The following is a 20,209-nucleotide window of genomic DNA, read 5'->3' as shown; positions in this document are numbered from 1 at the left end:
GATATTTTCGTCATGCAAAAATACAAAAATTTCGAGCATTTATTTCACAATAAACACTATATTTGATAAGATTAATCAAATTAAACACATTTTTCTAACATTCTGAGCCATGTACAAATACTTTACATCCATCATTTTTACTATTTTAATCATATCATGTGTTCAGGACAAAGATTTCAGACTAGCAGACTACAATGTCGTTCCTTTACCACAAGAAATAAAATTAACAGAAGGCGATCCATTCATATTGAATAAATCAACCAAAATTGTTTATCAAAAAGAGAATAATAGTCACCGAATATTAGCCGAATTTCTGTCCAAGGACCTATCTGACATAACCGGTTATACAATAAATATTGGAGAAAGCGCAAGCACATTAACCAACAATATATTCCTCAAAAACACTCTCGAAAACGAAAATAAGGAAAGCTACACTCTCTCAATAAATAAAGACAATATGACAATCGATGGTAGTAGCGAGGCTGGCATTTTCTATGCCATACAAACACTACGCAAATCGATACCAACAAGTGCTAAAGACTATATTGAATTCCCTGCCGGAGAAATAAAAGACTTTCCATACTATAAACATCGTGGCGCTTCGCTCGATGTATCGAGACATTTCTTTTCAGCTGATTTTGTCAAAAAGCATATCGATGTATTAGCATTATGCAATATGAATGTTTTTCATTGGCATTTGACCGATGATCAAGGATGGCGCATCGAAATAAAGAAATACCCTAAGTTAACTGAAATAGGCTCTCAACGAGACTCAACAATTATAGGCAGACATACAGCCACATTCGACCACACTCCTCATGGCGGATATTATACTCAAGACGAAATAAAAGATATAGTTGCCTATGCTGCTCAACGACATATAACTGTTATTCCGGAAATCGATCTACCCGGACACATGCTGGCTGCTTTAGCCTCATATCCCGAATTGGGCTGTACAGGAGGACCATACATTGTAGGTTCTGAATGGGGAATCTATGAAGACGCACTATGTGCAGGAAACGAAGATGTATTCTCTTTTCTCGATAATGTATTCAGCGAAGTTGCAGAACTATTCCCATCTCAATATATACACATAGGCGGCGATGAATGCCTAAAAAACAGGTGGATGGAATGTCCTAAATGTAAAAACAGGATAAAAGAACTGGGATTGCATGAAACAAAAGAACATTCTTTAGGTGAGCAACTCCAAAGTTATTTTATTGCTCGTGTAGAAAAGATGATAAACGCAAAGGGGAAACAAATAATCGGTTGGGATGAGATACTTGAAGGTGGAATTGCACCCAATGCAACGATCATGTCGTGGCGAGGAACAGAAGGTGGTATTTATGCTGCTAATAAAGGCCATGACGTAATAATGACTCCCGAAGCATATCTCTATCTCGATTATTACCAATCGCCCGATGTGGATAAAGAGCCTTTTACGTTTGGCTGGCTGACCGATCTGAAGAAAGTGTATTCATACAACCCTATGCCATCGGAATTGAATGCGGATAATAAGAAACATATACTGGGTGCACAAGTAAATATATGGTCGGAATACATGCCTACTAGTAAAAATGTAGAATATATGTTATTACCACGCATGGCTGCATTAGCTGAAACACTTTGGACAAATCCCGAAAAGAAAGATTATAACAATTTCGTTTCACGTCTATACAATCTATCAAAACACTTCGACAGATTGGGTTATGAAAATTGTAAACAAGCATATGGTGTCCAAGACTCTATCGTCATAGATACAACGATGAACGAGATAAAGGTATATTTGTCAACATTTGACAACAGCCCCATTTATTATACTACAAACGGAGAAGAACCGACGAATAAATCGACACTATACAACACCCCTATTACTATAAATAATGATATGACCATAAAAGCTATATCAGGAAAGAACAAAGGGAATCCATATACGAAAAAATTTGTATCGCATAAAGCAATAGCAAAACCCATACAACTTAAACATGAGCCAGCCAGCCGTTATTCATTCAATGGAGCAACAACTCTTGTTGACGGACAGCTAGGCGCGATAACCAGTTACCGAACAGGCACACGGATAGGATTCTTAGGCACAGACATGGAAGCTATTATAGACATGAAAAACGAAACTGAAATATCTTCAGTCGTTATAAATTGCTTTGTAAACACAAGAGGCGACCTGTTCAAGATGAAAAGACTTACAATATTAACTTCGGATAATGGTAAAGATTATAAACAAATATATAATGATACTTACCCTATTCCCGGTAAAGATATTTCCCCTATGATCGTAGGTATAGATGCGAAATTCCCTCCAATAAAGACAAGATACATAAAAGTTATAGCCGAATCGATCAAGGTCTTACCCGACTGGCATAAGAAAAAAGGCCAGAAGGCATATCTTATGCTTGACGAGATAAAGGTTTACTAAAAATACAAAGCCCAATATTCTAAATCGAATATTGGGCTTTGTATTTTTATAGTAGCTTTTTCTTAACCGAAAAAACCACCTATTGTATCTAAAAGACCACCTTTCTTATTCGCCTTTTCGCCTATAAATGCTCCAATAACAGACTCTACACAGAAATCTTTCTCATTCGGATCATTCACTTTATTCGAAATAGCTTTTATAATAGGAGGAACAACTGAAGTCGAGATACTATTGGCTATTTCGGTACTTAATCCCACTTTTTCAGTAAGAGTATCACTAACGGCCTTCTTTAGACTATCTACAATAGAATGGCCTTTCCCTGAAAAAAGATCGGTAAGTCCTGAAATATTATCTGACGTAAAATGTTCCCTGAATCCATTAATTACAGCAGCAGTTGTAGCCTCACTGGCCAGGTCTTTTTTATCACTTGGCACTGCGGAGTTTTCGTCCACAGCATTTGCCACGAACTCTTTTACATAACCGATTATACTATATAACATTTTTTCTTTTTTTACGAGATTAATAGGATATTCCCTGAATACTAAAACAATGGAAAACAAAATTAGTTTTCAGAAAATATAGATTAAAACTGATGTATATATATTTTTATATATTAATAAGATTTTGTTAGAAAAAGCAACTAAAAAAGGTCATAACCTGCATATACAGAACATTGCCAATATTACTCTATTGCCTACTTTATCGGGGAAGAGGCACAACAACCAAATTATTTTTCAAATATTACGATTAAGGGTTGGTTTAATTTGTTTTTTATTTTTACCTTTGTGCTTTAGATATTCATGTACATAATTATACCCTTGGATATTTGAAAAAATGATAAAGAAGAAAATACATTCAATTATAATAAAGACTAAAGGAACAGATATGTTAGATATCTCGTTCCTTTTTTTTTAACTTTGTAAATAGCTTATTACTCACAATTTATATTTGTAACAAAAAATGCAGTCAGACAAACCAATTCAATTAATTCTTGACGACGGAACAGTCTTCGAAGGAAGATCTTTTGGATCAGAGAAAGCCAGTGCCGGCGAAGTGGTATTCAGCACAGCCATGGTGGGCTACCCTGAAAGCCTTACAGACCCCTCTTATCTGGGACAAATTCTTGTTGTCACTTTTCCTCTTGTAGGTAACTATGGTGTTCCGGACAATACATTTACAAATGGAATCTCAGATTTTTTCGAATCTGAAAAAATACAGGTAAGTGGATTAATTGTTTCTAACTATTCTCCCGAATATTCACACTGGAATGCAAAGAAAAGCCTTGGCGATTGGTTGAAAGAACATGATGTACCCGGTATATATGATATCGATACACGTGAGCTGACAAAGATCATCCGCGAAAAAGGTGCGATGAAAGGCAAAATTGTTTTCAAAGATGCAAACGAGATAGACTTTATCGACCCAAATATCGAAAATCAGGTAGCGAAAGCAAGCTGTAAAGAGGTTATTGAATATGGTAGCGGAGCTAAGACAATAGTGCTCGTAGATTGCGGTGTAAAACATAATATCATCCGCTGCTTACTAAAGAAGAACATTAAAATAGTACGTGTGCCTTGGGATTACGACTTCAACCAATTAGAGTGGGACGGTCTGTTTATTTCAAATGGTCCCGGAAACCCTGATTTCTGCGAAGCAACAGTACAAAATATCCGCAAAGCAATGGAAGGTACAAAACCTATTTGTGGAATCTGCATGGGTAACCAACTGCTATCGAAAGCAGGTGGTGCAACCATCTATAAACTAAAATACGGACATCGTAGCCACAATCAACCAGTAAGAATGGTTAACACGACACGATGCTTCATCACTTCTCAAAATCACGGATTCGCTGTATCAAACACCTCGTTGGGTAGCGAATGGGAACCATTCTTTATCAACCTGAATGACGGAACAAACGAAGGTATCAAACATAAAACGAAACCTTTCTTCTCGGCTCAATTTCATCCTGAAGCTGCGAGTGGTCCTACTGATACAGACTTCTTATTCGATATGTTTATAGATAAATTATAATCCACAAAAAATAAAGATAATATAAAATGGATATAGATGTAAAAAAAGTATTAGTCCTCGGTTCGGGAGCTTTAAAGATCGGAGAAGCCGGAGAGTTCGACTATTCTGGTTCGCAAGCGCTGAAAGCTCTTAAGGAAGAAGGAATAGAGACAGTACTTATCAACCCCAATATTGCAACTGTACAAACATCGGAAGGCAGTGCCGACAAGATATATTTCTTACCAATCACTCCCTACTTTGTTGAAAAGGTCATCAAAAGAGAAAAACCAGACGGAATATTACTTGCATTTGGCGGACAAACAGCATTAAACTGCGGTGTACAACTTTTCGAAGCAGGTACGCTGGAAAAATATAATGTACGTGTTCTCGGAACACCTGTACAAGCGATCATGGATACCGAAGATCGTGAGCTTTTCGTTAAGAAGCTCGATCAGATCGATGTGAAAACGATCAAGAGCATGGCAGTCGGTACGATAGAGGATGCAGTAAAAGCTGCTGCCGACTTAGGTTATCCGATTATTGTACGTGCTGCTTATGCACTTGGAGGGCTAGGCTCGGGATTCTGTGACAACGAACAAGAACTACGTGCACTCGCAGAAAAAGCTCTCGCCTACTCTACTCAACTTTTGGTGGAAAAATCGCTAAAAGGCTGGAAAGAAATTGAGTACGAAGTAGTACGTGACAAGTATGGTAACTGTATGACAGTGTGCAATATGGAAAACTTCGACCCTCTTGGTATTCACACCGGAGAGAGTATCGTTGTTGCACCATCGCAAACACTGACCAACTCAGAATTTCACAAATTACGCGAACTGGCTATCCGTATCGTAAAACATATCGGAATAGTTGGAGAATGTAACGTACAATATGCATTCGACCCCGAATCGGAAGACTACCGTGTGATAGAGGTTAACGCCCGCCTAAGCCGCTCGTCTGCGCTGGCATCGAAAGCGACAGGATATCCACTTGCTTTTGTAGCTGCTAAGCTGGGACTAGGTTATGGATTATTCGAACTGAAAAATTCGGTAACAAAATCTACTTGTGCATTCTTCGAACCTGCACTCGACTATGTAGTAGTTAAGATTCCTCGTTGGGATTTAGGTAAATTCCACGGCGTATCTAAAGAAATCGGTTCGAGTATGAAGTCGGTAGGTGAAATTATGGCTATTGGTCGTACCTTCGAAGAAGCCATCCAAAAAGGACTTCGTATGATCAATATCGGCATGCACGGATTTGCTGCTAACAAACCACTCGAAATAGACGATTTGGATGAAAGTCTGAAGAATCCGACAGATAAACGTATCTTCTGCATAGAACAAGCATTTATTAAAGGATATACAGTAGATCAAATACATGACCTGACTAAGATAGATCGCTGGTTCTTACAAAAACTGCAATATATCTATAGTTGCTCTAAAGAGATAGAGAAGTTTGACGATATCCAATCGTTACCTCTTAATCTGCTACTTGCTTCTAAGAAAATGGGATTCTCTGACTTCCAGATAGCAAAATTAGTATGCAAAGAACCGACCTTGATTGAAGCTATAACACACGAAGTACGCCGCATACGTAAGGAAAACGGTATCGTACCATGTGTAAAACAAATAGATACACTGGCAGCAGAGTATCCGGCGCAAACCAACTACTTGTACATCACCTACAACGGTAAAGAAAATGATGTGAAGTATTTGGGCGACAAAAAATCGGTAATTGTACTGGGATCGGGAGCTTATCGCATCGGATCGTCGGTAGAATTCGACTGGTGTTCGGTTAACGCACTGCAAAGTATCCGCAAAGAAGGCTACCGATCGGTAATGATAAATTACAATCCTGAGACAGTTTCGACTGACTACGATATGTGTGACCGCCTCTACTTCGACGAGCTGACTTACGAGCGTGTAATGGATATTATCGAACTAGAAAATCCTCACGGAGTAATCCTTTCGGTAGGTGGACAGATACCAAACAACTTAGCTATCCGCTTGGATGAAGCGAAAGTAAATATACTTGGAACTACTGCTAAAAGTATCGACAACGCAGAAGACCGTCACAAATTCTCGAGCATGCTCGATAGAATCGGTGTGGATCAACCACGCTGGAAAGAATTATCATCGCTTGACGACATCAAAGTATTTGTGGAAGAAGTAGGTTATCCGGTACTGATTCGTCCATCTTATGTACTCTCGGGTGCTGCGATGAACGTATGTTCTAACGATCAGGAACTAGAAAACTTCTTAGGACTAGCTGCCGAGGTTTCGAAAAAACATCCCGTAGTAGTTAGTGAGTTCCTAGAGAATGCGAAAGAGGTAGAATTCGATGCTGTAGCAAACAAAGGAGATGTGGTAATGTATGCCATATCGGAACATGTAGAGTTTGCAGGAGTCCACTCGGGTGATGCTACAATACAATTCCCAGCACAACGCTTATATGTGGAAACAATACGCCGAGTGAAGAAAGTTGCGAAGCAAATAGCACACGAATTGCAAATTACAGGACCTTTCAATATTCAATTCTTAGCGAAAGACAATGATATAAAAGTGATAGAGTGTAACTTACGCGCATCACGATCATTCCCATTCGTATCGAAAGTATTGAAGATAAACTTCATAGACCTTGCTACTCAGGTAATGCTAGGCAAAGAGGTTGAGAAACCAAATAAGAATGCATTCGATCTGGACTATGTGGGTATCAAAGCATCACAATTCTCATTCTCACGCTTGCAGAAAGCCGACCCTGTACTGGGTGTAGATATGGCTTCGACAGGAGAAGTAGGCTGTATTGGCCATAACTTCTACGACGCAATGCTAAAATCGATGCTATCGGTAGGTCACCGTATTCCTAAGAAGTCTGTATTATTCTCGACAGGTCCGGCTAAATCGAAAGTAGATATGCTGGAAGCGGCAAGATTGCTACATCTGAAAGGATATGATCTATATGCAACAGGGGGCTCTCAAAAATTCCTTGAGGATAACGGAGTACCTTCGACACAAGTATACTGGCCTAGCGAAGATCAAAAACCAAGTGCATTGGAAATGATACAAAACAAAGAGATAGATATGGTGGTGAATATTCCGAAGAACTTCTCATCTAGTGAGCTGAACAACGGATATAAAATACGACGCGCATCTATCGACTACAATGTGCCATTATTAACCAACTCACGCTTAGCATCCGCATATATCCAAGCATTCTGTAAAATGGATGTAGACGATATCGAGATCAAGCATTGGGATGAATACGAATAAATAACTTCCTGATAATAAAAATAAGAATCATCCTTCCCGGATGGTTCTTATTTTTTCACTATTTTTAGCACAAAGAAGCTTCAAATCATTATATTTTTTTATTCTTTAAATAATAAAAACTTAAATACGCTGTTATCTGTTATTATAAGTAATTATTTATACAAAATCATGTTACTCTTATTACACCTATATGAAGAAATTATTAATCATTGTTGCCATCCTTTTAACTACATGCAGTTTAAATGCCCAAGTTAAAAAGCTAGTACATAGAATCAATTCTACTGTGGAAAGCGAAACAATCGAGTTCAGGTATAACGCTAAAAATCAGCTGGTCTTTTTTTCAGAGATGGGTATAGCATTTTATCGTGAATACTCTTTGAAATACGATAAAAGTGACCGACTGGTAGAACGCAATATGAACCGCGACAGAGGGGATATAATTACGAATATCAGATATACGTACACAAGCCCCGATTATGTAACAGAAAATGTATCTATGAGAGGGAAATTGCAAGGTAGAGCAACCGAGAGCAACCGCATACATATCGATAGCTTAGGGCGTTTAACTAAAACAACTTTTGCAGACGAAGTTCTTTGGGAAGAGTTCAATTATGATAACAATAACAACCTTACCAGATATATTTTTCACTTCGTAGCTGATGGTGGTCAACGCGATATCGATTATACATACGGAAATGACATTTCGCCTTTTGCCAACATTCAAAATTTGCCCGAATGGTTTTGGGCTTATCATATGAATAATTTGAAGTGGTGTGCCGAATTTATGGGTAAAAACAGTGCTACATCGTTCGATATAGATGATACCAGAGTAAACGATTCTGAAGCTGTCATTACTTATGAATACGATCAGGACGGATATCCTGTTAAACAATTTTATAACGGAGAAATAGCTCGCGAATTTGTATATAGAAAAGCTCAATAATTTAAATTATCAATTAACGAGAAAGGACTGCTTATTATTTAAGCAGTCCTTTTTCTATCTGTACTATTACTAAAATGTTAATCTTTCAGCAATTGTGCGTCAAACATACACATATCTCATTTTTTCTCTTTTTATTTCCTATATAAAACTTATCTTTGCACCTCCAAATTTTAATAAACTTACAAATGAAACTTAGATTAATTGTACTCGCTTTGATAAGCCTTGTCGCAACAAGCACATTTGCTCAAAAAAAACCTACAAAAGCTGAATTAGATGCGTCTAATATCATACGCTTCAGTAACACTGTAATTGCTCTTGGAAATTCGTATAACGAAACACTAAAGAATTACAAAAGCTCATTCGATAATGCTGAAAATAATTTGAATAGAATAAAAAGAAATCCCAATATGCAGCCTTTTGCTATAAGATGCGATGTGGTTTCTGTTCAGCCACGCCAGCAACAAGAATACACGACTGCCCTAACAGGTGTTCAAAGTTTCCCGGAAAAAGATGCTATCAAAAAAGCAGTTACTGAAGGTGAAAACAATATGAAATCCATTAGTCAATGGTGTGGTAATCTTAGCGCTTATTTTTCAAACAAGGAGTATATAGCAGATACGGAATATACCAAATATGCATCAATAAAAGACAGTCTAGCCCTATATGTAAATAAGGCGAAACAATCATGGGCTGAAGCATCTAAGGAAGCATCCGTTGCAGGAAGCAAGGCTGAACTTATATTATTGGAAAGTAGTCCAATTGCTAGTTTTGTTATTCCAATGAAAAAAGATCTTATCGATCTGGACGGAATTCTCAACAATCTTAACAGAGAAGATGTCGATATCACTTCTATAAAAAGTGAATTAAGCACATTATCTGCTACATTAGAGAAAAATAAAGATATCTCCACTAAAGATGTCTCGAAATTAAGTGATGTGTACTATAAAGAGGTTTATCAAAACTATTACCGTCATTTTATTTCTTGTGTGTCTTACTTAACTAAACTTGCTGATAAAATAGAAAGTCAAACAGGTACTAGCGATGAGATGAACCAATTATACAATTATTCGATGTCTGATTACAACAAAATAATCGAAACTTATAACACATTCATCAAACAGTAAATTATTCTGACAAAGAATATAATTATAAAGAAAGGCGATCCGTTATGGACCGCCTTTCTTATTTTCAAAATACTATATCAATAATAATGAATGATGCTCAAGACATCAGACCGAGACATTGCTCCGGGATTGATACCCATTTCGCCTTCGGGAACAGGTACATCTAACCGATCAAAATAATCGATCCATTCTTTTGTAAACTCTCCTGTTTCTGATGATTTGAAAGTCATGACATTCAAAGGAAATACAGGCAGACCATTGTTTGCCTTCAGCAGAATATCATAAACCAATTCGGAACAATAATACTGATCATTATTTAATATATAGCCATAATCATAATCTTTCCCTATCAAATTCATCCCCTCTTTTAATGCTTTAGGAATGCAATGTTGATATTCATTTTTGAGGCGACCAACAACCGATTTAGGATAAGAATCTTTATGTTCTTGGGGATATAGATACTCGTTCAGCGGCGTTAATATTACCTTCGGATGAGTGGCTTCCAACACAAAAACATTCTCATTCTCATCGATGTAAACAATACCGACATGTGTAAATTGATTGCCATCTGAACTTTTAGTTACGTCTTTTATAGCTGTAGCTACATCGCCCGAACACGCCTCCTGAAATATCAGATCGCCATTCTGCAATTTGAAATCATCTGCATTCGGCTGCAATAAAGCGAACAGTGATATTAATAATAGTTTCATATTGTGCTATTATTTAAATGTATAACTAATTCCACCCATCAGCCAGAATCCGGGTTGGGGAATATTACCCCGGTCAAAATAATCAGTGTTATAAAGATTATTCAGATTCAGATTAAAGTTCAGATTATCATACGTATAATTCAATTTAAGATCTAGTGTCGAAAAAGCAGGGTATCGTTCATTACCTACTTTCACCTGATTCTCATATTTTTCGTAAGAGCCCATACGCTTTTGATAGCGAAAGAACCATCCGGCTGATAATCCGTCATATATTTCGTGACTGAACTGTGTTGTAAATTTATCTCTCAAATAGTTAAGCGAGAATATAGATTGAAGACCATCTGTATTGCAATCCTGATGCAATCTTGCATAATCGAATGCCAGATAAGATTTTCGTCCTAATACAGGTAAATAACTACCCAATTGAAATTTAACACCGGCTTCTATACCTTGTGTATTTAATTCAGTGTGATTCCATGATGCCCATTTTTTATCTTCGGGATTGATTTTCACCCAATCAATAATATCACGTCCCCACATCAGGAAACCTGTAAGATAGGCACTCACAAATGAATCATTGTATTTAAACCCGAGATCTAGCGATTCTGATTTCTCTGGCTTTAAGCCATCGTTGCCATTATGTGTCTCAGTTGTATAATATAAGTCTGTAAATGTAGGCATACGTGTAGATTTGCTCCACGAGGTATATATCTTGAACTCATCTATAGGCCGATAACCGATATCGACAGAAGGGAAAAACTTATACTCCCCATCCAATAAAGTATTATGATTTACTAATACTCCTGCCGATACTATAAATTTATTTAGATTCAAGGTATGTTCCAATACCACACTGGCATTGATACGGTCGTCATACATCTTATATTTACGGTGTGGCTCTACCATTGGCTTGCCCAAATTGCTACTCATGATATCTTCTCTGCGCAATTCCCCTCCTAGACTTGTAGCTCCCAGCTTAGAACGGTACATAAAGATCAGGTTAGCGCCATAAGTATCATTCCGATGATAATTACGGCCGTAATCAGTATCTTTTACCAAATCGAATTGGTCGTGATGCCTGTCCCAATAGAGGATAGGGATAATTTTAAGAGCAGAGCCAAATTCACCTTTCAGCGAACCCATATAGGTGCTGGTTCGCTCGTACTGATTGGGAAATGCAGGAGAATAAAAAGTATTAGCTCCATACTTTTTATCGTTATAACCCAATTGTAGATCTAATTTAGATTCTCCTTTAAATTTTAATCGTGTTTGCCATAGCATATTGTAGATGTCGTAGTCGCTGTTGGCAATATAACCTTCGGACGAATTATAACCGACTGATAAACTATTGCTCGTAGCACCGATCTGAGTAGCACCCCTCACTTCTATTCCCCGAAGTTTGTGCATACCCGATTCTACATTTGCAAACGCTTTAGAATCTAGTGCTTTCTTAGTAATGATATTGACACCACCCGAAAATGCACTCGATCCATAAACCAAGGCTGATGGTCCATGAAGAATTTCGATACGTTCGATGTCTGAAAGATTAATGGGAATGTCGAAGCTATAATGTCCCGTGTGTGGATTGGATAGGTTAACTCCGTTTAATAGTATTGCATTTTGGTCGAATGATCCTCCACGGATCGAAATATCGGCTTGTACACCATGTCCTCCACGCTGGATGACATCAATGTTAGCCACATACACTAACAGATCTTGGATACTCTGGACGGGTGCCTGCGCAATCTGTTCTTTAGAGATTACCGTTACGAGTTTGGCTGTTTGATTTATCGGCATCTCTATACGCGAGGCCGTGACCATCACCTCATCCAACTCTTTCTCCATCACTTTTTGCTGCTCTTCTCCTCCTATAGACTGAGCAGAAGTTGTTGCCGAAGGTACAATCGTCAGTACGCAACCTACTACAACACCAATGTTAACTAGCCTATGCATGCTGTTGAAAGCACCATAACCTTTCCTGACAAACCGCTTGAAACGATATGCCCGCTGATCACTAAAACTTTTCTGTTTTTGTTTCATTTCATTAATAAAATTAAAATTATCGGCACAAAGGTAAAAACATTCTTAAGAACAGCTTTAAGCTTTAACAAATAAAAAAAGCGTATATCCGGTGAGATATACGCTTCGATTATAAATTATATTTATTACTGGAGACGGCTTTTCAGTATAGTTTCACTGCTTAATAATCTGATAGTACGGATTAAAGAATCTCGATTTCCCGCCTTATCAACACAGCACACTTTAAAGGAGTAATCTCCTTCTCTTACGGGATAATCTTTGGCGACAGTATCGCCAGCCTTCATCTCTTCAATAGTCTCTGTGGTTATTATACTGTTCTGCTTCACAATAGTAGTATCTTTTTTTACAGATTCCAACCCTTGTCCAAACAATGTCCACCCTCTATTTGTATAAAATGTTGCATCCTTGATACTTTCATCTCCTTTATTGTTAGAATCTACCTCTATAACAATCCTGTACGACGATAGAGCTTCATTATCTGTAAATCTAGCAGAAAAAAGAATACGATGTCCTAATACAATTGTATCTATTCTTGCAATATTCAGTGAGTCTGTGTTTAAAAACAGAGAATCGCCAAGGTCTGTTACTACAGCATCTTTTATATTTGTTTTCACATCCATAATCTTAGGCGGTTCCGTATCACTCGATTCCGTGCTCTTTTCGCAAGAAAAAAAGGTGATAATAGTACACAAGACAAATATAGCTATCAGCAGAAAACGTTTATTCATATATTTTTATATGTTAATGCATAATACAAGCGCAAATATAATAAAAAGAGGCTGTAAATCTAAAGCTTACAACCTCTTTTATATATTTCACAGATTTATTAGTGGCTATGCCCAAGATCGTCGTCGTGACCTCCTTCGGGTTCTGTATATGATAGCAAACATTGCGAGATAAAACAGATTCATTTCCCGCCTCGTCCAAACAGTAGATTACAAAATGATATTTACCTTCGCGAACAGGTTTTAATATACCATCGCTTGCCATCATCTCTTTCGGTATTTCTATTTCGTGATGATGAACATGTGCATTTTTTTGTCCATGAATATCCGTCCATGTTTTAACAAACGAAAATGCAATGCTGTCACTTGAACTAGCTTTCGAATGTTCGTGGTTATCAAAATTGTTGTGGATATCAATTTTGTATGATGCCAATTCTTCGTTATCACTCAAATCAATTTCTAAATGAACCTTCTCTCCTATCACCAATACATCACCATCCGCAGGTTCAATATTCGATATTACCGGTTTTTCAGTATCATTATCATCACTACTACATGATGCAAATCCTAGAACTACAAATAAAGACAATACAAATAAAAAATTCTTTTTCATCTTGGCTATTTTATATTTAACAATCAACTACTAAATGGTATTCTTACAAATACTTGTATGTTTCGTCCCGGTTCGGGTATATTCAGTTTTCTGTAGAAACTCAGATGATTCATATAACGCGTATCGAATATATTCTGCGCTTGCACATTCAGCCTTATGGTACATTTCTTACTCACCTTATAATCTATTCCGGCTGTTACATTAAACAGATTTGTTCCGGGAGTCTTTTCTTCACCTTGAGCAATACGATTCTGATCGGCAAACCACTGGTGAGAGAGAGAGATTTCGTAATGACTTAATTTGGATTTATTATTTCCATAATATCTATATTTTCCGTACGAAATTTCATTTTTCATTGTGAAAGGAGGTGTGAAAGGTAATGGATAATTATTATCCAGATTTTTATTCACAACATATTCACCTTGCGTAGCCAGCTTTATATTATTTGAGGCAAGCCACGAAATTCGATATTCGCCTCCGCCAAATAAGGCTTCTGCCTGCTGATAGTTATATAATTGTCCGGCATGGGGTAAAACAGACCATTGCTTCGATGGTTCAAGATAAATAAAATTAGAAAAGTAATTGGTAAATAAATTCAATTCAACTTGATATGTAGAAGATTTATCCCAAGTAAGATCGAGATTAAACGAATATCCTTGTTCAGCATCCAAATCCGGATTTCCTTTTTCATGACGAAATGCTCCGTGATGAACGCCATTAGATGCTAATTCGTTGGCAGTAGGAAAGCGATAGCTCTTACCAATATTAGCTTTGATGGTATAATATCCATTGTAATAATCTTTCATGTTATAATTCACACCGACAGATCCTGAAAAACTATTAAAGCGACGATCTACATCAAGGGCTCTTTGGGCATATTGTTGTACTTCTTCGGGCGAATAGCCTTGATTTTTCAGATATTCAGCCAACTCATCATCATAGAATCCGCTTATATCAATTTTACCCATATCGTAACGCAAACCACCGGTAAAACTCAAATCAGAAGACACTGAATAATCGTTTATAAAGAATACTCCACCGGTTGTTTGATTAAAACGTGGCAGAAAGAAATCATACCCTCCTATCTCATTATTTTGATGTTCGAGAGCCATTCCTATTGTTTTTTTCCATTTTTGGTTCTCATCGAAGAACAAGCGCGCATTAGTAGAATAAGTCTTTAATCTGAAATCAAATTCCAGACTAGAATGACCATGATCGTCTTCATCCTCATGATCATGCTCATCTTCTCCATAATGCGAATGAAATGAAGAACGTTCCGTGCGGTGATTATCCTGATATCCTGTATTGATTAGCAGTCTTAACGACGATGTCTTCCATTCAGTGTTATTCGTCAATGTAAAATGATTAGCTGTATTGTATGGCATCTCAATATTGCGAACAGATCCGTCAGGTATAAGATTAGCAGCATCGGGAATACCATGTGCACCCGAAAAAAATCCGTTTTTTTGATAATTATCACTTACACTGAATATAGTACGAACATTTTTAAGAATATATCCGGCAGAAAATGATATATTTCGCTCTCTGCCTGCTGTATTTTTCAGTCGTCTATCGTAAATAGGAAAATTATATGATAAATAATTAAATTCATCAGCAGGTACTCTATAATCGGCAAAGTCCTGATAGGAATAAACACCTCGGATAAAATATTTATCTTTTTGCCACTCCCCTTTAAAAGCACCTCCATACAAGTCGTTATTAGAAGCACCCCAGACAATCGCTTCCCCATTAAATAAACCCTTATCGCTCTTATCTTGAGATTGTCTTCTAAATCCTGCAGGTGTAATGTCTATTGCTCCGGACATGGCATCCGAGCCATACATTAACGAACTAGCTCCTTTATGCACACTTATATACTCAAAATCGAACTGGCTTATTTCCATGCCATGATCGGCTCCCCATTGTTGATTCTGCTGTGTAATACCTTTATTTATAACAGCTATGCGATTAAAACCCAGCCCCCTGATAACAGGTTTAGAGACACCTGCCCCAATATCCATAGTTGCTACACCAGGAACAGTAGTCAACATCTTGGACAGGTTCGTTATTGGCATATTATATATGGAACTATAGTTAACGGTTGTAGTACCTAAAGATGGGTGCCCGTCACCACGGCCGTAAGCCTCTACCACTATCTCTTTTAATGCATTAGATGATCGCTGCAGTTGAATATCAACTACAATATCTTTATTCAAATCTATATTTACAGTATCGGTCATGTGCCCCATATGGCGCACTAATAAACTATAGTGTCCTTGAGCAATATCACAAAAACTATATCTACCTTCTGTATCTGTAAATGCTCCTACACTTGTAGATTGGAGCGACACTGCAGCATTCTCGATGATAACTCCTGTTTCCCTGTCTCTTACTATTCCCGCTACGCTATAATAATTCTGAGCAGACAGAGAGAAGCTACAAACCAAGAATAAAATGAGGGACAATATTTTCTTCATCCAATATAATATATTTATATTATTTCTTTTTACACGAAGGGCATGTCCCTTCCAGTAGAATCTGTGTCGATTCGAGAGAGAAACCCGTAGGTAAATTTGAAGGTATTTCTACTTCCGTTTCCAAGCATGTCACACCATCGCATTTCACACAATGAAAATGGGCGTGATCTTCTTTTGGCATAGCTTCTTTATTCAAAGCATATTTTATAGTTGCATCGTGTAGAATGATGCGGTGTATTATCTTCTTCTCTTCTAAGGTTTTTAGGGAACGATAGAATGTAACACGGTCGAAAAGATCAGGCAATGCTTGTTTTATCTCATTTTCCGACAAAGCAAGATTATTACACAACAACTCGCTGATTATAAACTTACGACAACCTGTATTCTTCAGATTGTGGTGCTTTAATATTTGTTCCGCATCCATAATGAAACATATATACAAATGAAACAATGTTGCAAATGTAACACTTTTCATTTCAATTCTCGTTATATACAACATATTTTTTCTTAAAAAGTTGTAGCCCTCTGCATTATAAAGACTACCTTTGCGCCACGTTTTACAAATGAATACCTCTATATTGCTGATAATATAAGATTTATTCGAATGTTTGAAAAATGTGAGTTCATCCCAGAAATATTTTTACCATAGAAGTATTTCTGATAATATTCACCTCAAATTAAGACATAATGGATGAAAGCGAATGTGGAACTACTAGCGAAAGAAACAGAACTCCTAATAGAATCAGGAGATCTTAATCAACTACAAGAATTTCTAGACAATCTCAACATCTCTGATGTAGAAGATCTTATCGACGAATTACCCGATTATGCTCCTTTGGTTATCAATACCATGAGCCTCAACAGATCGGTCAATGTATTTAGAATTCTCGATGTTCCGACGCAGGAACGTGTAATAAAGAAATTATCAGGAAATAAAATATCGGAGATTATCAATAGTCTCCCTCCCGATGACAGGGTATCCTTCTTTGGTGAGATGAAAGACCAGGATCTCCTTCACAGGCTGATATCGCTCTTATCTCCGGCCGACAGGAAAGAAGTACTTATGCTCCTTTCTTATCCCGAAGATAGTGTAGGACGTCTGATGACTCCTGATTTTATGGCTATAGACAAAGACTATACCGTAGAACAGGCTTTAGCATATATACGCCGCAATGGGAAAGCATCAGAAACGATTGATGTAATTTATATCCTCGATGACAACGGAGTGCTCATTGATGACCTTCGAATACGTGATTTATTAATCGCTGATCCGCAATCAACTCTATCAGAGCTTATTGATGGACGGCTTATATATCTTAGAGCACATACCCCTGCTGAAGATGCTATCAAAATATTCAAAATGAATAATAGGGTAGCTCTCCCTGTTATAGATGCCCAAGGAGTCATTTTAGGTATCGTTACTATCGACGATATACTTTGGGTTGCAGACGAAGAATATTCTGAGGACATGCAACGAATGGGGGGTACAGCCGCACTCGAAGAACCATATCTCGATTTGCCTATACACAAACTGGTATGGAAAAGAGCTGGTTGGCTTATTGTATTATTCATCGGCGAATTACTGACGGCTTCGGTTATGCAGTATTACGAAGATCAGTTGGCACAGGTCATTGTCTTGGCAATGTTTCTGCCGCTAATGATTTCGAGCGGAGGAAATAGCGGATCGCAGGCTTCGACTCTTATAATTCAAGCCATGGCGACCGGCGAAGTAAAACTGAAAGACTGGACAACTGTATTCCGACGCGAAATAATATCCGGGCTTTCTCTTGGTATTATACTGGGATCGATAGGTTTCTTCAGAATATATGTATGGCACTTCATTTTCCCGAATCTATATGGTGATCATTGGATTATGGTAGCCTCTACCGTATCACTGGCTCTGGTGGGAATCGTATTGTGGGGTTCACTCATTGGCTCGATGCTTCCTTTTATTCTCCGCAGATTGGGAGCCGACCCTGCTACATCTTCAGCTCCATTTGTAGCTACGATTGTCGATGTAACAGGACTTATTATTTATCTGACTATTGCAAGCTGGATATTCGGCCCGATAATGCACGGATAATTCCTTACACTAAAAATAGAATGATTTAAAAGTCTTTTTCATATATTTGATTATTAATCAGTAGAAAGAGACAATATGAAAACTGAAAAAGAAAAAATGTTAGCCGGCGAATTATATTTTGCCGGTGATACAGAATTAGCTCAGGAAAGAATTCAGACAAAAGAATTACTCCATACATACAATCATTCCATACCACAAGATGATAATCTACGAACGGATATTCTCAACAGGTTATTTGGAAAGAAAGGAAAATCTATTACTGTCGAACCAACTTTCAAATGTGACTATGGGTATAATATACATGTAGGAGAAAACTTTTATGCCAATTTCGACTGTGTAATGCTCGATGTATGTCGAATAGAGATTGGGGATAATTGTCTGCTTGCTCCTAGCGTACATATCTATACAGCTACACGTCCGACAGATGCAAAAATGCGTCTTACGGGCTTAGAGTATGGTGAACCTATAACAATTGGCGATAACGTTTGGATAGGCGGAGGTGCAATTATAAATCCGGGCGTAACTATCGGAAATAATGTAGTTATAGCATCGGGTGCCGTTGTAATAAAAGATATACCCGATAATGTATTAGTAGGTGGTAATCCGGCGAAAGTAATCAAAGAACTAGATTAAGCCTACTACTATATAACTGATATAATTTAACAATACATGTCGAGATAATTATATATCAAAATCAAAACACTACTTTTGGAATTCTATTTCAAAAAATATTATGATGAAGATAAAATTAATACTTCTGCTCTCTATTTTATTCCTATCTATCAGCTGTAAAGATTCTGACGAAGAAAAAGATCAGCCACAAATTGTTGTCACAGATAATTATCATTACGAGATACCTATAATTTTCCATGTACTATACCAGAATCAGAATGATCCCTATCAATATGTAGATAAAGGTCGTTTAAGTCAGATCGTAGCTGCTTGCAATAAGCTTTATCAAAGTAAACTAAATGCAAATGGCACAGATATCAATATCGAATTTGTGATGGCAACTGTAGATCCCAAGGGTAATACCTTATCAGAACCGGGAGTTGAACGCATTCTATGGCAAACACCGGTAATGGATTGCGAGAAATTTATGGAAACTGAAAGCGCGACAAATGCTAAATTGCTCTGGAATGTAGACCAATATATTAATATAATGCTATATACATTCACTGACGAAAATGCATTAGGCATTTCTCACCTACCCTTTACTCTTACATCTAATTCTTTAGAAGGACTTAATCAGACAGATCGCATCCTCAATCATTCCAATCTCAATTTTCCTTATTGTGTATCAATCAACAATTCATACCTATATGATCAGAGTGACGATAGAATTTATCGACCAACAGATATCACAGTTACTCTAGCGCATGAATTAGGGCATTACCTAGGTCTGCTACATGCTTTTTCCGAAGGAGATGACGAAAATACTAATCTATGCCAAGATACAGACTATTGCGCCGATACTCCTACGTATAATCGCAGCGAATATAATATATGGCGCAAGGGGCTATCTGAAAATGAATATATTTACAACAATCTGATAACAAGAATAAACTGTAGCGGAACTAAGTTTATTTCGTACAATATAATGGATTATGAGGTTTCAAAATCAAACCAATTTACTCAGAACCAAAAAGAACGGATTCGTCATGTGCTGGCCTATAGCCCACTGATACCGGGACCTAAAAAGGATAGAACAAAAGCATATTCACAAGATGGTCCTATGGATCTACCGATACGTACAATGAAATGAATAAAGAAGCCCTGCAAATAAT

Annotated in this window: 15 protein-coding genes; 8 read left to right on the top strand and 7 right to left on the bottom strand. The window is 37.4% G+C overall.

Annotated elements, in window-relative coordinates; genetic code table 11:
- Nucleotides 1-109 precede the first annotated feature (109 nt).
- The gene (locus G7Y57_RS03815) at nucleotides 110-2,431 is read left to right on the top strand and encodes a family 20 glycosylhydrolase (RefSeq protein WP_165020839.1); all 2,322 of its coding nucleotides are present in this window, start codon (nucleotides 110-112) and stop codon (nucleotides 2,429-2,431) included.
- 62 nt (nucleotides 2,432-2,493) lie between these two features.
- Here the strand turns inward: G7Y57_RS03815 and G7Y57_RS03810 are convergent, their stop codons facing one another.
- Entirely contained in the window at nucleotides 2,494-2,931 is a 438-nt protein-coding gene (locus G7Y57_RS03810) for a hypothetical protein (protein WP_165020838.1), read from the bottom strand.
- Between the two features lie 460 nt (nucleotides 2,932-3,391).
- On the opposite strand from G7Y57_RS03810, the gene carA reads away from it, so the two are divergent.
- The 4 genes from carA (at nucleotide 3,392) to G7Y57_RS03790 (ending at nucleotide 9,774) form a co-directional block, all read left to right on the top strand.
- Nucleotides 3,392-4,462 carry a glutamine-hydrolyzing carbamoyl-phosphate synthase small subunit gene (carA, locus tag G7Y57_RS03805; RefSeq protein WP_165020837.1) on the top strand — a complete coding sequence of 357 codons (1,071 nt, stop codon included), beginning with the start codon at nucleotides 3,392-3,394 and terminating at the stop codon, nucleotides 4,460-4,462.
- A gap of 26 nt (nucleotides 4,463-4,488) precedes the next feature.
- Entirely contained in the window at nucleotides 4,489-7,707 is a 3,219-nt protein-coding gene (gene carB, locus G7Y57_RS03800; protein WP_165020836.1) for a carbamoyl-phosphate synthase (glutamine-hydrolyzing) large subunit, read from the top strand.
- Between the two features lie 190 nt (nucleotides 7,708-7,897).
- Nucleotides 7,898-8,650: a hypothetical protein gene (locus tag G7Y57_RS03795; RefSeq protein ID WP_165020835.1), complete on the top strand. Its 753-nt coding sequence runs from the start codon at nucleotides 7,898-7,900 to the stop codon at nucleotides 8,648-8,650.
- A gap of 185 nt (nucleotides 8,651-8,835) precedes the next feature.
- A complete protein-coding gene (locus tag G7Y57_RS03790; protein ID WP_165020834.1) occupies nucleotides 8,836-9,774 on the top strand; it encodes a hypothetical protein in 939 nt (312 codons plus the stop codon).
- Nucleotides 9,775-9,851: 77 nt separating this feature from the next.
- Here G7Y57_RS03790 and G7Y57_RS03785 read toward each other — a convergent pair whose 3' ends face one another.
- The 6 genes from G7Y57_RS03785 to G7Y57_RS03760 all read right to left on the bottom strand — a co-directional run bounded on the left by G7Y57_RS03785 (nucleotide 9,852) and on the right by G7Y57_RS03760 (nucleotide 16,814).
- The gene (locus G7Y57_RS03785; RefSeq protein ID WP_165020833.1) at nucleotides 9,852-10,484 is read right to left on the bottom strand and encodes a YiiX/YebB-like N1pC/P60 family cysteine hydrolase; all 633 of its coding nucleotides are present in this window, start codon (nucleotides 10,482-10,484) and stop codon (nucleotides 9,852-9,854) included.
- 9 nt (nucleotides 10,485-10,493) lie between these two features.
- Nucleotides 10,494-12,524 carry a TonB-dependent receptor plug domain-containing protein gene (locus tag G7Y57_RS03780; protein ID WP_221412103.1) on the bottom strand — a complete coding sequence of 677 codons (2,031 nt, stop codon included), beginning with the start codon at nucleotides 12,522-12,524 and terminating at the stop codon, nucleotides 10,494-10,496.
- Nucleotides 12,525-12,649: 125 nt separating this feature from the next.
- Nucleotides 12,650-13,252 carry a DUF4625 domain-containing protein gene (locus G7Y57_RS03775; protein WP_165020832.1) on the bottom strand — a complete coding sequence of 201 codons (603 nt, stop codon included), beginning with the start codon at nucleotides 13,250-13,252 and terminating at the stop codon, nucleotides 12,650-12,652.
- A gap of 13 nt (nucleotides 13,253-13,265) precedes the next feature.
- On the bottom strand, nucleotides 13,266-13,862 hold the full coding sequence (locus G7Y57_RS03770) for a DUF4625 domain-containing protein (RefSeq protein WP_165020831.1): 597 nt from the start codon (nucleotides 13,860-13,862) through the stop codon (nucleotides 13,266-13,268).
- Nucleotides 13,863-13,885: 23 nt separating this feature from the next.
- On the bottom strand, nucleotides 13,886-16,339 hold the full coding sequence (locus G7Y57_RS03765) for a TonB-dependent receptor (RefSeq protein ID WP_165020830.1): 2,454 nt from the start codon (nucleotides 16,337-16,339) through the stop codon (nucleotides 13,886-13,888).
- 19 nt (nucleotides 16,340-16,358) lie between these two features.
- On the bottom strand, nucleotides 16,359-16,814 hold the full coding sequence (locus G7Y57_RS03760) for a Fur family transcriptional regulator (protein WP_255491323.1): 456 nt from the start codon (nucleotides 16,812-16,814) through the stop codon (nucleotides 16,359-16,361).
- A 216-nt stretch (nucleotides 16,815-17,030) separates the two neighbouring features.
- Between G7Y57_RS03760 and mgtE the strand changes: the two genes are divergently transcribed.
- The 3 genes from mgtE (at nucleotide 17,031) to G7Y57_RS03745 (ending at nucleotide 20,187) form a co-directional block, all read left to right on the top strand.
- Nucleotides 17,031-18,422, top strand: a complete 1,392-nt coding sequence (gene mgtE / locus G7Y57_RS03755; RefSeq protein ID WP_165020828.1) for a magnesium transporter — start codon at nucleotides 17,031-17,033, stop codon at nucleotides 18,420-18,422.
- Nucleotides 18,423-18,497: 75 nt separating this feature from the next.
- Nucleotides 18,498-19,055 (top strand): maltose acetyltransferase domain-containing protein, encoded by a 558-nt coding sequence (locus G7Y57_RS03750; RefSeq protein WP_165020827.1) that lies wholly within the window; start codon nucleotides 18,498-18,500, stop codon nucleotides 19,053-19,055.
- A gap of 100 nt (nucleotides 19,056-19,155) precedes the next feature.
- Nucleotides 19,156-20,187, top strand: a complete 1,032-nt coding sequence (locus G7Y57_RS03745) for a zinc-dependent metalloproteinase lipoprotein (protein WP_255491322.1) — start codon at nucleotides 19,156-19,158, stop codon at nucleotides 20,185-20,187.
- The last annotated feature ends 22 nt before the right edge of the window (nucleotides 20,188-20,209 follow it).

Origin of the sequence: Dysgonomonas sp. ZJ279 (assembly GCF_011039205.1) — a bacterium.
Classification (GTDB): domain Bacteria; phylum Bacteroidota; class Bacteroidia; order Bacteroidales; family Dysgonomonadaceae; genus Dysgonomonas.
This window is presented reverse-complemented; position numbering and strand designations above follow the sequence as displayed.